Below are 14376 nucleotides of genomic sequence, written 5' to 3'. Positions count from 1 at the left end.
TCGGGCCTGCGGTGTCTTGGAGGCATGTCTGAACACAGCACACCGAACAAGGTTGTCGTCGTCGGCGGTGGCTATGCCGGAGCACTGGCGGCCAACCGGCTGCGGATGCGCGCCGACGTGGACATCACGCTGATCAACCCGCGTACGAGGTTCGTCGACCGCGTGCGGCTGCACCAGTTCGTGGCCGGCACCGGCGACACGGAGGTCGACTACGGCACACTGCTAGCGGAGGAGGTCCGGTTGGTCGTCGACAGCGCCACCCGCATAGATGCCGCTGCCCACACGGTCGAGTTGGCGTCCGGGAGCACGCTGGACTACGACTATCTCATCTACGCGGTCGGGAGCACCGGGGCGACGCCGCCGGTGCCCGGTGTGGCCGAATTCGCTTACTCCGTCGCCGAATTCGAGTTCGCCCGGCGGCTGCGCTCTCGGCTCGACGAGGTGCCGCCGGACGCTCCGATCACAGTCGTCGGCGGCGGGTTGACCGGCATCGAGACGGCTGCCGAGCTGGCCGAACGAGGCCGCACGGTCACGCTGATATGCGGTGGCGCTCTGGCGCCGACGTTCGGCGCGCCAGGGCGCCGGTCGATCGCCACCTGGCTGTCCCGGCACGGTGTGACCGTGCTCGAGCACGAGGAGGTGACCGAGGTCGGTCCGGACGCGGTCGTTCTCGGCGGCGGTGCCGTGCGGCCGAGCGCGCTCACCATCTGGGCAGCCGGTTTCGGTGTGCCCGAGCTGGCCCGGGCCAGCGGGTTGCGCACCGACTCGCTCGGGCGGCTGCTCACCGACGAGACGTTGACCAGTCTCGACGACGACCGCGTCATCGCGGCGGGCGATGCCGCGGCACCGTCGGGACTGCCGTTGCGGATGAGTTCCTACGCCGCCGGGCCCCTGGGCGCGCAGGCCGTCGACACCGTGCTGAGCCGACTCGCCGGAACCGAGCCGACAGTGCTCAGTGTGGCGTTTTCCGGGGCGTGCGTCAGTCTGGGGCGGCGCAGCGCCGTCCGGCAACTGGCCCGCAAGGATGACAGACCGGTGAAGGCCTATATCGGCGGACGGCCCGGCGCGGCGATCAAGGAACTCACCTGCAAGCTCGGGGTGGCGAAGATCCGGCGCGAGGCCCGCAAACCCGGTTCCCTGATCTGGCCGAAGGGCGGCACCCGGCCGGAGCAGCCGGCCGCAGCACAGAACGTCACGTCGCCGTGACCGCCGACGAACACGCCGAGCGGTTCACCCTGTTGCGGCCGCTGTTGTTCACGATCGCCTATGAGGTACTCGGCTCGGCGACCGAGGCCGACGATGTGTTGCAGGACAGCTACCTGCGGTGGGCGGAAGTCGACTTGACGACGGTGCGGGATACCAAGTCCTACCTGGCGCGGCTGGTGACCCGGCAATCGCTGAACACGTTGCGGGCCAGCGCGCGTCGACGGGAGGACTACGTCGGCCCCTGGCTGCCCGAGCCCGTGCTGCTCGACGAGAACGACGCGTCGGCCGACGTGGTGCTCGCCGAGTCGGTGTCCATGGCGATGCTCGTGGTGCTCGAGACACTCACCCCCGACGAACGCGTGGTGTTCGTGCTGCGTGAGGTGTTCGGCTTCTCGCACGACGACATCGCCTCCGCGGTAGGCAAATCCGTGGCGACGGTGCGGCAGGCCGCGCACCGGGCCCGCAAGCACGTGCAGGCCAGGCGCAGGCGGTTCGAACCCGCCGACACCGCGACAACGGCCCGGATCACCCAGCAGTTCATGGCGGCGACCACGACCGGCGATCTGCACGGGCTGCTCTCGCTACTGGCGAAGGACGCCACCCTCATCGCCGATGGTGGAGGCAAGGCCGCCGCGGCGCGCCATCCGGTCATCGGCGCGGAGACGGTGGCCGCGCGCCTGGTGAACCTTTTCCACAAGGGGCGGGCGCTGGCGGGCCTGCGGATCGAGACGATCCATTGCAACGGCGCACCCGCGCTGGTCGCCTACCGCGGCGACCGCCTCGAGGGGGTGTTCCTGATCGAGATCGCCGACGACGAGATCACCAATATCTATGCCATCCGCAATCCGGACAAGCTCCTCTCGGTGACGGTGCCACGCCGGCTGACTCGGCAGCGGGAAACCGGTCTGTGACAGCGGCCGGACAAACGATGACGCGGACACCACATGTGCCCGCTCCCCACCAAGAATCGATGTGACAGGTAATCCGAAATGCAGACTTCGACCGACACCCGAGAACACGCGACCGACGAGAAGCCGGTCACCGTCGCACCAACCGGCAGTAGCCGGGCCCGCCTCATCGCCTATTGGGCCACCACCTTCGTCATCCTCTCCGAATTGCTTGCCGGAGCGGCGTGGGACCTTTTCACGATCGACTGGATGGAAGACCAGCTGAACCATCTCGGATACCCGGACTACTTCGCCTACATCCTCGGCGTGTGCCACGTCGCTGCCGCCATCACGATCGCGGTCCCCGGCTTCGGGCTGGTCAAGGAATGGGCGTACGCGGGCGTCTGTTTCATGTGGGCGGGCGCCGCGGTGTCGTATCTGGCACTCGGCGAGGCGCCGGTGTCCTGGGCGCCGCCGCTGATGTTCCTGGCGTTCGCCGTCGCGTCGTGGGCGCTGCGGCCGGCCGACCGGCGAATCGGCGGCCGGGCCACCGCGGATCGGCCGCGAGGCGATTCGCGCCAATGGGCTGCCTCGATCGGGCTACTCGTCGTCCTGTCGGCCATCTCGCTGCTCACGCTGCCCGTCACGGCCGACATAACGAGCGATTGGGCGGTCGAGCGTGGCTGGATCGACGAGCAACGGCCGTAAGGAGTACTCGCGTGCGCGACATCGCGGTCATCGGTTTGGGAGCCATGGGACGACCCATCGCACGCAACCTTGTGCAAGCAGGCCACGACGTCACGGTGTGGAACCGATCCGACGGGCCGGCGGGCGAACTGGTCGCAGCGGGTGCCCGTCGTGCCGCCTCGGTGGCCGAGGCGATGCGCGCGCCGGTGGTCTTCTCGGTCCTGTCCGACGACCGGGCCGTCATCGAGACGTTCATCGACTCCGGTGTCCTCGCTCAGACCCCAGACGGGACGGTTCACGTCAACCTCGCCACAGTGAGCGCCGACCTGGCTCGCCGCCTGAACGCAGCGCACGCCGAGCATGGTGTCGGATACGTCGCGGCACCGGTCTTCGGCCGTGTTCCGGTGGCCGAAGCCGGAGCGCTCAACGTCCTTGCGGCCGGGGAGCCTATGTTGCTCGACCGCGTGCAGCCGTTCTTCGACGTGATCGGCTCGCGGACCTGGCGGCTCGGCGACCGCCCGGAACAGGCCAACATCGTGAAGATCCTCGGGAACTACCTGATCGCCTGTGCGATCCAGTCTCTCGGCGAGGCCGTAAGCCTCGCCGAAGGCGCCGGTGTCGACTCCGGGCAGTTGGTCGAGTTGCTGACGTCGACACTCTTCCCCGGGCCCGTCTACACCGGCTACGGATCGATGATCGCCGAACGGCGCTACCAGCCTGCCGGATTCACCACCGTGTTGGGCCGCAAGGACCTCGGCCTCGCGCTCGATGCGGCGAGCGACCACGGGATTCCGCTCCCGATCGGTGGACTGTTGCGTGCCGTCTTCGATGAGGCCATCGCCGGCGGTCGCGGCGCGGATGACTGGGCGGTCATCGCGGAACAACAGCCGCGCTGATCGACCGTCGAGCGGCGCGAGAACTCGGGCGCACGAGGCGATTATCTCTACCATCGCTGTGCCGCGAGCTCACCAGCACATCGCGGTTGTCGATCGCTTAGCCCTGCTTACCGCGAGGTGAGGGGTTCGTCGTTGTTCCTTTCCACGCACTGCCCGATGCTTGTTCGAGTACCTGACAGTGAGGATGGATGATGTTGATGCGGGGCCTGCGCCTGACGACGATGGCAGACCGGCACCCAGTGGCTGCCGATATCAGAGATTTCCTCAATGACATAGGCGGCAAATGGCCGGTCCTGGTGATCGCCGAGCTCACCGGCGATGCCCAGCGCTTCCAGTACCTGTATCGGAGCGTGCCGGGGATCTCTCAGCGCATGCTCGCGGTGACGTTGCGACGGCTCGAACGTGATGGCCTGATCGCCCGGACCGTCTACCCGACGGTCCCGGTCCAGGTCGAATACGCGTTGACGCCGCTCGGCCGCAGCCTGCTGCCCGTGCTCGAAGTAGTTGCGGATTGGTCCGCGCGGCACCGGTCCGCGGTGATGGCTTCGCGCGAACGCTGGGATGCCACCCACGCCGAGTCTGTGGCCTGAACTGCGAGAACCGTCTACCACGGGAGGTGCGCACCAGGCCCGGCGCGATTCGTTCGTTAAGCACGACTTATCGATGGTTGAGAACTTCGTCGTTGTTCGCGGCTGTCCGGTGCGTAGACACTGATCCCGACACATGAGAACGATCGGAGCAGCGGCAGAGTGACCAGGAAACGCATCGATTTGGCAACTGCGTCACCCCAGGCGGTCCGCCTGATTCGCGAGTTGGAGAACGCCCTGAGACGCGAGGGGCTCACCGACGATCGGCTGCGCGAATTGGCTCGAATCCGGGTGGCGCAGCTCAACGGCTGCGCGTTCTTCCTGGCCCAGCGTTCCAGAGAAGCCCTGCGCCTGGGTGAAAACCAAGAACGCCTCAATGAATTGGCGGGCTGGCGCGATTCGCTGCGCTTCAGCGAGTCGGAGCGGGCGGCTCTCGCACTCACCGAGAGTATGACCGAGCTCGCCGCCGACGGCGTGCCCGACGAGGTGTACGGCCGGGCCGAACTGCTGCTCGGGCCCTACAACCTCGCGAATCTGATCATGGCGGTCGCCGTCGCGAACGCCCTGGACCGGATGTGCCTCACCGCGAGAATTCCTCCGTCGGAATAGATTTCACCGTCGGGCGGCATCGGCGCCGCGGATGGATTCTCCCCACGCGACCTCGCGGATGGCAGCTCCGAGGACGCAGATCGGGCCGTAGCGTTCTTCGCGCACCATCCGAGCGACCGCCGCGGTTTTGTCCTCACCTGCTGTTCGAGCGGGGTGCCGACGATGGCGCGACGCCCGCGAAAACGGTGGCGACAACCGTGCGAATGTGTTCGCGCCCCGGCGGGTTCTGCCGGATGAGCCAGCGGTAATAGATTGGCCCGTACAGCATTTCGATGACCAGATCCGGATCCAGGTCTGCCCGTACCTGCCCCTGCCGCTGTGCCTGCCGGACACGGTCGGCGGCGGCAGCAACCAAATGACTGAGCAGCCGCTCCCACATGGCGCCGGCCAGCTGCGGGTCCTGCTGGGCCGCGCCGATCAGTGCGGCGTAATGGGGCCCCGTGTCGGGGTGAGTGAGCGTTTCGCACGCCGCGATGATCTGGGTGGTGAAATCGGCCTCCGCGTCTCCGGTATCCGGAAAGACGCTCTGCACCGATGTCATGGCCGACAACAGGCCGTCGAGCAGAATCGCGGCTTTGGAGGGCCACCAGCGGTAGATGGTGTTCTTGCCGACCCCTGCGCGCGCCGCGATGCCCTCGATGCTGAGTTTGTCGTAGCCGACCTCCCGGCACAGATCCAAGGAGGCTTGAACGATGGCCTTGGCAGATTCCTCGTTGCGGCGCTCCGGACGACGAGATGACATGCCCTCAGCATAGCCTCCAGGCGGCACGAACCGTTCCGCCTGGACGGGGAGGCGCTGCTAGCGCACACTCAGTGGCGACACGGAACGCTCCGTGTCGCCTAGTTGCCACGACGGACTCCGGAATCGGCTCGGAGTGGAAGCGTCCGGCGCCGCCAGAAAGGTTGGAACGCGATGCCATATGTCTCCGGCCCGCACCGGGGCCCGGACTCGGCACGCACGGGGAGGCTCCGGTGAATTGGCAGGAGCTGGAAACGTTCTTGACGCTGGCCGAGGAGTTGCACTTCGGTCGCACCGCCGAGCGGCTTCATATCTCGAGCCCACGGGTCAGTCAGATGATCAAGGCGCTGGAACGCCGCATCGGCGCCCCGCTGTTCGAGCGCACCAGTCGCCAGGTCGTCCTGACCTCCTTCGGGCGGCAGCTTCGCGAGGAGCTCGATCCGCATCACCGGGGCGTGCTCGCGGCGCTGGCCAGGGTGACCGACTCCGCCCGCGGCCTCGGCGGTGTGCTGCGCCTGGGCTTCTCCAGCCCACTGGCCAGCGAACTGCTGATGACAATCGTCGAATCGTTCCGTGCCGCCTACCCGAACTGCGACATCCAGATTCGCGAGGTTCATCTGTCGAACCGTGTCACTCCCCTCCGGAACGGCGACATAGATATCCAGTTCATCGAACTGCCCGTCGACGATCCCGAAATAGCCTGCGGGCCGGTGCTGCTGCGCGACCCGTGCGTCCTCGCGGTGTCGAGCGACCACCGCCTTGCCCGTCGCGAGACGGTGTCACTGGAAGACCTTGCCGACGAGCAGTTGCTGATGATCGAGGGGATGCCCGGCTATTTCGTCGACCGGCACTTCCCGGTCAGCACCCCCAGCGGCAGGCCTATCCGCCACGTTCCCATCACCATCTACTGGCAGGAACTTCTCACGCTGGTCGCCGCGGGCAGGGGCGTGACCATTGCCGCCGCACAGGGAACTCGCTACTACCCGCGCCCCAACCTGGTCTACATCCCGTTCGACGACGTTGCGCCCTTCGAGTACGGATTGTTCTGGCGCACGGACACGGCGTCCGCCAAAGTGCTGGCCTTCGCCCGGATAGCGCAGCAGGTTTCTTCCAGCCTCGCCGGATCCGGGAAGAGCTGAGACGAGTGTCCGGAACGCGGCGGCTCGAGTGCGGATTCGCGACCGCCCTGTGCGGAGTACGTGGCGCGGAATCGGACCGATAGCCGGCCGAGAAGTCAGCACGCGACGGCAAGCTCGGTGATATGCGCCTCACATCACATCAGGTTCTGTCACATTCAGCCTGCCTGCGGTGTCTTGGTGGTATGTCAGAACACAGCACATCGAACAAGGTCGTGTCGTGACCGGCGGCCGAGCCACAGGGTTCACCGCCGTGTCCGCGTTGCCGCGCCTCGTCGCCGTCGCCCTCATCGCCGCCGCTGTCGGCGGCTGTAGCACCAGCGACGACGACACCGAGACACCGGCGACCGAACAGGTCGAAGTCATCGAACTGAAGGTGCAGAACACCCAGTACGAGGCGCTCGATCTCGGCCCGGCGGGGCCGAGCCTCGGCGATATGGACGTCTACTCCGGCAACGCGATACAAGACGGGCGCAGAGTCGGACAGGGCGGCGGCTCCTGCCAAACCCTGCATATCGATGGTGATCGAGTCCTGATGCAGTGCGTGATCACCATGGAACTCGAGCGCGGATCGGTGACCATGCAGTCCACCTGGACCAGAGGCGCGAGCCCGCTCGACATGGCCATCACCGGCGGCACCGGCGAGTACCGGAATGCGCGGGGCACCGTGCGCTTCTGGGACATCGCCACCCCGAACGAGCGAGTCCGCGCCGAGGTCATCCGGTGACCGCGAACTCCGAAAGCCGGATTACCGACCGCTTGGACGTCATCGACACCTGTACGCGCATGGCCTGGCATGCCGACCACCGTGAATGGGACGAGCTCGCAACCGTTTTCGCAGATACAGTCAGGCTGGACTACACGAGCCTCAACGGCGGCGAACCCGTGACGGTCACCCCCGCGCAAATCGTGGCCGCCTGGCGCGAAACCCTCGGCGGTTTCGACGCCACTCAGCACCTGCTCGGCAATCACCTGGTGACCGTTGACGGTGACCGGGCGGTGTGCACCGCGTCCTTCCAGGCCACCCACCGCAAGTCCGATGCGGTGGGTGCTTGCCTGTGGACCCTCGGCGGCACCTACCGCTTCGATCTGGTGCGCGCCGGCGGCTTCTGGCAGATCAGCGACGTGGTGATGACCGCGACCTGGGGCGACGGTAACCGCGGCCTACTGCCATGAAATCCGCACCGATCTGTCATTTCTGAGAAGGAGCTACGTTGATCAAGGTCGAATTCGACAGCGACGGTGTGGAACTCGTCGGCAATCTGTTCTTGCCCGCCGACGGCGGCACCGCGCCGGGGGTGGTGGTGGCCGGCACGTGGACCAGCGTCAAAGAGTTGATGGCCGACCGCTACGCCCAGCGCCTGGCCGAGCGCGGGTTCGCGGCGTTGTCGTTCGACTTCGCCGGCTTCGGTGAGTCGGCGGGCGAACCACGCGATGTGGAGAATCCGGCGCGGAAGGTCCGCGACATCCGCAACGCGGTCGGCTTCCTGGCCGGTCATCCGGCAGTAGACGGGAACCGGCTCGGTGCGCTCGGCATCTGCGCGGCCGCGATGTACATGTCCGACAACGCCGCCGACGACCCCACCGTGAAATCTCTGGCACTGGTAGCGCCGTGGCTGCACGACGCGACGATCTGCGAGCAGGTCTACGGCGGCAGCGAGGCGGTGGCCGCCAAGCTCGCACTGGCCCGCGAAGCCCGCTCGCGCTATGACGAGACCGGTGAGATCGACTACGTGCCCGTGGTCAGCGCCACCGATGATCGTGCCGCCATGCCCTATGAGATCGACTTCTACCTCAACCCCGCGCGCGGAGGAATTCCGGCGTGGCCCAACCGATTCGCGGTGATGTCCTGGGCGGACTGGCTCACCTATGACTCCATCGCGCTGGCCCCGCGCATCAACCAGCCCACTATCCTCGTGCACAGCGAGGACGCCGCGATCCCCGACGGCGCGCGGCGCTTCCACTCCGGCCTGGCCGGACCCAAGGATATCGTCTGGACCGAGGGCACCCAGTTCGACTTCTACGACCAGGAACCGCAGGTCACCATCGCCCTCGATGCTGTCGCCGCGCACTTCCAGCGCACTCTGTGACCCACCGACAAGAAAAGATAGGAACCGATCCGATGATTCTGGTGACCGGAGCGACCGGCAATGTCGGCGCGGAAGTCGTGCGAGCACTGGCCGCAGCCGGGGAACCCGTGCGAGCGTTGGTGCGCGATCCCTCGGGAACCGACGCGCCCCACGGAGTACAGGTCGTGGCCGGGGATCTCACCGCGCCCGAGACGCTGAGCTTCGATGGCGTGCGCGCGATGTTCCTGCTGCCCGGCTACCCGGGTGTGGCAAAGGCGGCCGCGCAGGCAGGCGTCGAACACATCGTGCAGCTCTCCGGTGTTTCCGCGGCCACCGGCGACACCTCCAACGCGATCACCCGGTACATGATGGCCGCCGAGCAGGAAACCACCGAGAGCGGGGTGGCATGGACCATCCTGCGGCCCTGCGCATTCGCATCGAACGCGCTGCGCTGGCTGCCGCAGCTGCGCGACGGGGATGTGATCCGGGTGTCGTTCCCGCTGGTGCGCACGGCTGCTCTGGATCCTCAGGATCTCGGCACGGTGGCCGCCACCGTCTTGCGAGCCGATTCCCATCACGGCGAGATCCTCTGGCCCACCGGTCCGGAACCGCTCACCCCGGCCGAGCAGGTGGCGATCTTGGCCGAGGCCACCGGCCGCGATCTCAGCTGCGTCGAACTCACCGACGATGAGGCACGCGCCGAGATGCTGGAGACCACCCCCGTCGAATACGTGGACGCCTTCTTCGACTTCTACGCCGACGGGGCCATCGACGAATCCATCGTCCGCCCGACGGTGCAACACCTGCTCGGACGCCCGCCGCGCACGTTCCGGCAATGGGCCGAAGGCCACGCCGACGCCTTTCGTTGACGCAGGTCAGCCCATATTCTTCCCAGCGATTGCGAGGGCGCGGATCGGTCATTAGGTTCCACTCATGAGTTCCGCTTTTCCGCGCCTGCTGTCACCGATCCGCTTGGGGCATGTGACACTGCGCAACCGTGTGGTGATGGGTTCGATGCACACCGGCCTGGAGGACCGGGACTGGCACATAGACCGGCTGGCGGCCTTCTTCGCGGAGCGGGCCCGTGGCGGCGTAGGCCTGATCGTCACCGGCGGATACTCGCCGAGTCGCCAGGGCTGGCTGTGGCCGTTCTCCGGCGCGATGATCACCGAAGCCGACGCCGAGCGGCATCGGGTCATCACCGAGGCGGTACACGCGGCGGGCGGCAAGATCGCGTTGCAGGTGATCCACGGCGGCCGGGATTCGAACATTCCCATCAATATCGCGCCGTCGGCGGTCGCCTCACCGCTGACGGCGTTCGAACCCCGCGCCTTCACCGAGGCCGAGATCGAAGAGACGATCGCCGATCACGTGCGCTGCGCGCAGCTGGCCGAACTCGCCGGCTATGACGGCATCGAAGTGATGGGCGGCGAGGGGTTCCTGATCAACCAGTTCCTGGCACCTCGGACCAATACCAGGACAGACCGGTGGGGCGCCACGGCGGCGGACCGGCGCCGGTTTCCCCTCGAGATCGTCCGGCGGACCAGGGCCGCCCTCGGTCCGGAGTTCCTGATGATGTTTCGCATGTCACTGGCCGAGTTCGTCGAGGACGGGCAGAGCTTCGCCGAGATCATCGAACTCGCCGAGGAGCTCGAAGCGGCGGGCATCGACGCCATCAACACCGATATCGGGTGGCATGAATCCCGGGTGCCGACGATCGTCACCTCGGTGCCGCGGGCGGCCTTCGTCGGCTACACCGCCAAGATCAAGGCGCGGGTGTCGATCCCGGTCTGTGCGTCGAACCGGATCAATATGCCCGAGGTGGCCGAGGAGATTCTCGAACGCGGCGACGCCGATCTCATCTCGCTGGCCCGTCCGCTGTTGGCCGACCCGGACTGGGTGAACAAGGCCGCCGAATCGCGGGTGGACGAGATCAACACCTGCATCGCCTGTAACCAGGCCTGCCTCGACCACACCTTTGCCCGCCAGACGGTGTCATGTCTGGTGAATCCGCGCGCCTGCCACGAAACTCTGCTCGAATTGCTTCCTACCAGACGCGCCAAGCACATCGCGGTGATCGGGGCCGGGCCGGCCGGGCTCGCCGCCGCCATCGGCATGGCCGAACGCGGGCACCGGGTGGAGCTGTTCGAGGCCGAGGACCGGATCGGCGGCCAGTTCGATCTGGCCCGGCGCATCCCCGGCAAAGAGGAGTTCGCCGAGTCGATCCGGTATTTCCGGCGCAAGCTCGAACTCGAGTCCGTCACGGTGCACTTGAATACCCGCGTCACCGCCGACCTGCTCGCGGGCGGCGATTGGGACGAGATCGTGCTGGCCACCGGCGTGCGCCCACGGGTGCCCGATATCGCGGGAATCGACCATCCGATGGTGTTGTCCTACCCCGAGTTGCTCCGCGGCGATCGGGTTGCCGGAGACCGGGTGGCGGTCATCGGCGCCGGCGGAATCGGCTTCGATGTCAGCGAGTTCCTCACCGTCGCCGGAGCATCCGATCTCGCCGAATGGCAAGCGGAGTGGGGCGTGACCGAGGATCTGCATGCCCGTGGCCAATTGACCACACCGCGGCCGTCACCGGCGATCCGGAAGGTGACGCTGCTGCAACGGAAATCGGGCCCGTTCGGGCTGTCGCTCGGCAAGACCACCGGCTGGATTCATCGTGCCGCGCTGGAAGCAAAGGGCGTCGAGCAGTTGGGCGGGGTCAATTACGAGCGCATCGACGACCGCGGACTGCACATCAGCTTCGGCCCCCAACACTCCGACCCGCGGCTGCTCCAGGTCGACAACGTGATCGTCTGCGCCGGACAGGAATCGGTGCGCGAGCTCGAGGACGAACTCGGCACGCTCGGCGTGCGCATCCATGTCATCGGCGGCGCCGAGGAGGCCAAGGAGTTGGATGCCAAGCGCGCTATCGCACACGGCACGTACCTGGCGGCCGAGATCTGATCGACCGGTATCGGGCGGCCCGGGCAGGTCCCGGGCCGCCCGATGCTCAGCTCGCGCCCATCCGCACGAAGTTCGCCGAGGCCGTGGCGTAGATCTTGTCGTTGGCATCCAGCAGCCGGGCTTCGGCGACGGCCGTGGTCCGGCCGACATGCACCGCCTCGGCGACCGCGCGCAAGGGCCCCTGGTTGTGCGAAACACCGCGCAGCAGGCTGGTGTTCATGTTCACCGTGGTGATCATGGACTTGTCGTCCACCGACAGTTGAACCGCACCCCACATGGCCACGTCCAGCACGGTGCCGACGACACCGCCGCCGACGACGCCCAGGAAATTCACATGCCGCTCGTCCGGCTCGATGGTCAGCACCATCCGTCCGGGCGCGGCGTCCTCGACACCGATATTGAGCAGTTTCGCCAGCGGGGGCAGCGGTAGTTCGCCGTCACGCAGGCGTTGCACCAGCTCGTCCCGCGACAGCTGAATCAAGCTCATCACGGCGACAGCGGGATCTTCCCATTCCACATGCAGAGATCGGGTGCCGTCGGAGATCTCGATCGCGGCAAGGTCGTTCATGGTCATTGCGGTCCTCACTATCCGGTTATCTGTTGGTCGATCAGGGCGAAGAGTTCATCGGCGCTGACGGCTGTCTCGACCGCGGCCCGGTCGCTGTGCGCCTGCTGTGCCGGCTCGGCTTCCGGTTCCGGTTGGCCGAGGCTCTCGGACAACAGCTGCCGGATCTGTTCGGCCAGTCGTGCCTTGTCGTCGGCGGAAGCGAGATCGGCAAGCACCGTTCTCAGACTGTCGACCTGGGCGTCGATCACCGAGGACGCCGAGGTGCTTTCGCAGCGCGAGAGCACCAGTTTCGCCACCGCGGCCGCGGTCGGATAGTTGAACACCAGCGTCGACGGCAGCCGCATGCCCGCCGATTCGGCCAGCCGGTTCCGCAATTCCACCCCGCCGAGTGAATCGAAACCCAGTTCGCTGAACGGCGTATCGGGGTCGACGGCCGCGGCCGACGTGTGGCCGAGCACGGCCGCGGCCTGTTCCCGCACGACACCGAGCACCACGGCCTCGCGCTGGCCGGCGGGCACCGCGGCCAGCCGATCGGCCAGTGACCCGGTGGCACCGTTGTTCGCACGGCGCGCCCGGGCCGGGGCCAGCCCGGTGAGCACCTCCGCCAGCATGCCCGCACGCGCCTGAGCCGCCAACGCGGTCGTATCGAGCCGGGCGCAGGTGGTCACGGCCTCGCCGGTGGCCAGCGCGGCGTCGAACAGCGCTGTTCCGTCGACGTCGGCCAGTGCCGTGATACCCATGCGAGCCAACCGGTCCAGTGCGGCGCGGTCCATGTCCGCGGCCATGCCGGTGTCCTGATTCCACAGGCCCCACGCGACCGACAGGGCAGGCAGTCCGGCGGCGCGCCTGGCGCGAGCGAGACCGTCCAGGAATGCGTTCGCCGCCGCGTAGTTCGCCTGGCCGGGTGAGCCGAGAACAGCGGCCGCGGAGGAGAACACGATGAACGCCGTCAGGTCCCGGGTGCGGGTGAGTTCGTCCAGGTGCAATGCGCCGTCGACCTTCGGCGTGAGTACGCGGTCGATTTGGTCGGCGGTCAGCGTTCCGATGAGTGCGTCGTCGACCAGCCCGGCCGAGTGGACGACCGCGGTGAGCGGATGCCGCGGGTCGATGGAATCGAGCAGGGCGGCCACCGCGGCCCGGTCGGCGATGTCACAGGCGGCCACCCGGACCTCGGCGCCGAGGTCGCCGAGCTCGGCGACCAGCTCGTCCACGCCGGCCGCCGCCGAGCCACGGCGCGAGACCAGCAGCAGCTGCCGGACGTTGTGCGTGGCGGCCAGATGCCTGGCCATCACCGCGCCCAGACCGCTGGTACCCCCGGTGATCAGGACCGTCCCGGTGCCGAAAGTTGGCACCGGTGTGGTCGTGGGCGCGGTCACGTGGGCAAGGCGCGGGACGAGGACCCGTCCGCCGCGCACGGCGGCCTGCCCCACACCCGCGGCGATCACGTCGCGCACCACATCGGCGCTCAGCTCGCCCAGGGAGTCGAGCAGCACGATCCGGCCTGGTTGCTCGGAGCGGGCGCTGCGCACGAAACCCGCCACCGCTGCCGCCGCGAGGTCGACTTCTTCCCCTCCGATGCCCTCCGCCCGGTGCGTGGCGACGACGAGCTGGGACTCCGCGAGTCGTTGCGACGCCAGCCACGACCGCACCAGGCGGTCGGTGGCATGGACCGCGGCACGAACCGCGGCGGCACGCTCGTCGCTGCCTCCGGCGACGGTGGCCGGAGTTTCCGCAGGCGACCAGACGACCACATCCGGGACGACCTCGGCCGCGACCAGTTCGGCGGTATCGCCGAAATGCAGGCCGATACCGGGGACGCGGACGGAGCCGAGGGTCGCCAGCAGCGGGGTCTGGGCGGAGTCGGCGGCGAACGGTTCGGGTTCGATCCACCGCAGGACCATCGGGCCGGGCCGAGCGGTAGTCGCTGTGGCCAGGGATTCGGCGTCGATGGGACGGGCGAGGACGGCATCGATACGGACGGCGGGGCGCCGGTCGCGTCGACGGCGTCGATCTCGACCTGTCCGTCGGCCCCGG

Annotated in this window: 15 protein-coding genes; 12 read left to right on the top strand and 3 right to left on the bottom strand. The window is 67.7% G+C overall.

Annotated features, from left to right (window positions below):
• The first annotated feature begins 24 nt into the window (after positions 1-24).
• The 6 genes from RJ05_RS06635 (at position 25) to RJ05_RS06610 (ending at position 4872) form a co-directional block, all read left to right on the top strand.
• Complete coding sequence (locus tag RJ05_RS06635; protein WP_036534339.1) at positions 25-1206, top strand: NAD(P)/FAD-dependent oxidoreductase; 1182 nt, start codon at positions 25-27, stop codon at positions 1204-1206.
• Positions 1203-2117, top strand: coding sequence for an RNA polymerase sigma-70 factor (locus tag RJ05_RS06630; protein ID WP_036534336.1), 915 nt, complete (start codon positions 1203-1205; stop codon positions 2115-2117). The genes RJ05_RS06635 and RJ05_RS06630 overlap by 4 nt, the downstream gene beginning before the upstream one ends.
• A 78-nt stretch (positions 2118-2195) precedes the next feature.
• Positions 2196-2801, top strand: coding sequence for a DoxX family protein (locus RJ05_RS32135; protein ID WP_036534334.1), 606 nt, complete (start codon positions 2196-2198; stop codon positions 2799-2801).
• Complete coding sequence (locus RJ05_RS06620) at positions 2759-3676, top strand: NAD(P)-dependent oxidoreductase (protein WP_228796976.1); 918 nt, start codon at positions 2759-2761, stop codon at positions 3674-3676. Before RJ05_RS32135 ends, RJ05_RS06620 begins: the two co-directional genes overlap by 43 nt.
• A gap of 191 nt (positions 3677-3867) precedes the next feature.
• Positions 3868-4266 (top strand): winged helix-turn-helix transcriptional regulator, encoded by a 399-nt coding sequence (locus tag RJ05_RS06615; RefSeq protein WP_081597203.1) that lies wholly within the window; start codon positions 3868-3870, stop codon positions 4264-4266.
• 180 nt (positions 4267-4446) lie between these two features.
• Positions 4447-4872, top strand: a complete 426-nt coding sequence (locus RJ05_RS06610; protein ID WP_211357649.1) for a carboxymuconolactone decarboxylase family protein — start codon at positions 4447-4449, stop codon at positions 4870-4872.
• Between the two features lie 133 nt (positions 4873-5005).
• Here the strand turns inward: RJ05_RS06610 and RJ05_RS06605 are convergent, their stop codons facing one another.
• A complete protein-coding gene (locus RJ05_RS06605; protein ID WP_036534330.1) occupies positions 5006-5614 on the bottom strand; it encodes a TetR/AcrR family transcriptional regulator in 609 nt (202 codons plus the stop codon).
• Between the two features lie 230 nt (positions 5615-5844).
• Here RJ05_RS06605 and RJ05_RS06600 point away from each other — a divergent pair, with 230 nt between their 5' ends.
• From RJ05_RS06600 to RJ05_RS06575, 6 genes are all read left to right on the top strand, one after another.
• Positions 5845-6750 (top strand): LysR family transcriptional regulator, encoded by a 906-nt coding sequence (locus tag RJ05_RS06600; RefSeq protein WP_051016300.1) that lies wholly within the window; start codon positions 5845-5847, stop codon positions 6748-6750.
• A gap of 217 nt (positions 6751-6967) precedes the next feature.
• On the top strand, positions 6968-7474 hold the full coding sequence (locus RJ05_RS06595; RefSeq protein WP_085996171.1) for an allene oxide cyclase barrel-like domain-containing protein: 507 nt from the start codon (positions 6968-6970) through the stop codon (positions 7472-7474).
• Positions 7471-7923: a nuclear transport factor 2 family protein gene (locus RJ05_RS06590; protein WP_197731606.1), complete on the top strand. Its 453-nt coding sequence runs from the start codon at positions 7471-7473 to the stop codon at positions 7921-7923. Before RJ05_RS06595 ends, RJ05_RS06590 begins: the two co-directional genes overlap by 4 nt.
• A gap of 38 nt (positions 7924-7961) precedes the next feature.
• Positions 7962-8837, top strand: coding sequence for an alpha/beta hydrolase (locus tag RJ05_RS06585; protein ID WP_051016299.1), 876 nt, complete (start codon positions 7962-7964; stop codon positions 8835-8837).
• Between the two features lie 32 nt (positions 8838-8869).
• Positions 8870-9685, top strand: a complete 816-nt coding sequence (locus RJ05_RS06580) for an NAD(P)H-binding protein (RefSeq protein WP_036534328.1) — start codon at positions 8870-8872, stop codon at positions 9683-9685.
• Between the two features lie 64 nt (positions 9686-9749).
• Complete coding sequence (locus tag RJ05_RS06575) at positions 9750-11774, top strand: NADPH-dependent 2,4-dienoyl-CoA reductase (protein WP_036534325.1); 2025 nt, start codon at positions 9750-9752, stop codon at positions 11772-11774.
• Positions 11775-11820: 46 nt separating this feature from the next.
• Here RJ05_RS06575 and RJ05_RS06570 read toward each other — a convergent pair whose 3' ends face one another.
• The gene (locus RJ05_RS06570) at positions 11821-12348 is read right to left on the bottom strand and encodes a PaaI family thioesterase (RefSeq protein ID WP_036534323.1); all 528 of its coding nucleotides are present in this window, start codon (positions 12346-12348) and stop codon (positions 11821-11823) included.
• Positions 12349-12359: 11 nt separating this feature from the next.
• A partial coding sequence (locus RJ05_RS06565; RefSeq protein ID WP_217998996.1) for a type I polyketide synthase occupies positions 12360-14376 on the bottom strand: 2017 nt, incomplete at its 5' end.

Source organism: Nocardia cyriacigeorgica NBRC 100375, assembly GCF_000308555.1.
Classification (GTDB): Bacteria; Actinomycetota; Actinomycetes; order Mycobacteriales; family Mycobacteriaceae; genus Nocardia; species Nocardia cyriacigeorgica.
This window is presented reverse-complemented; position numbering and strand designations above follow the sequence as displayed.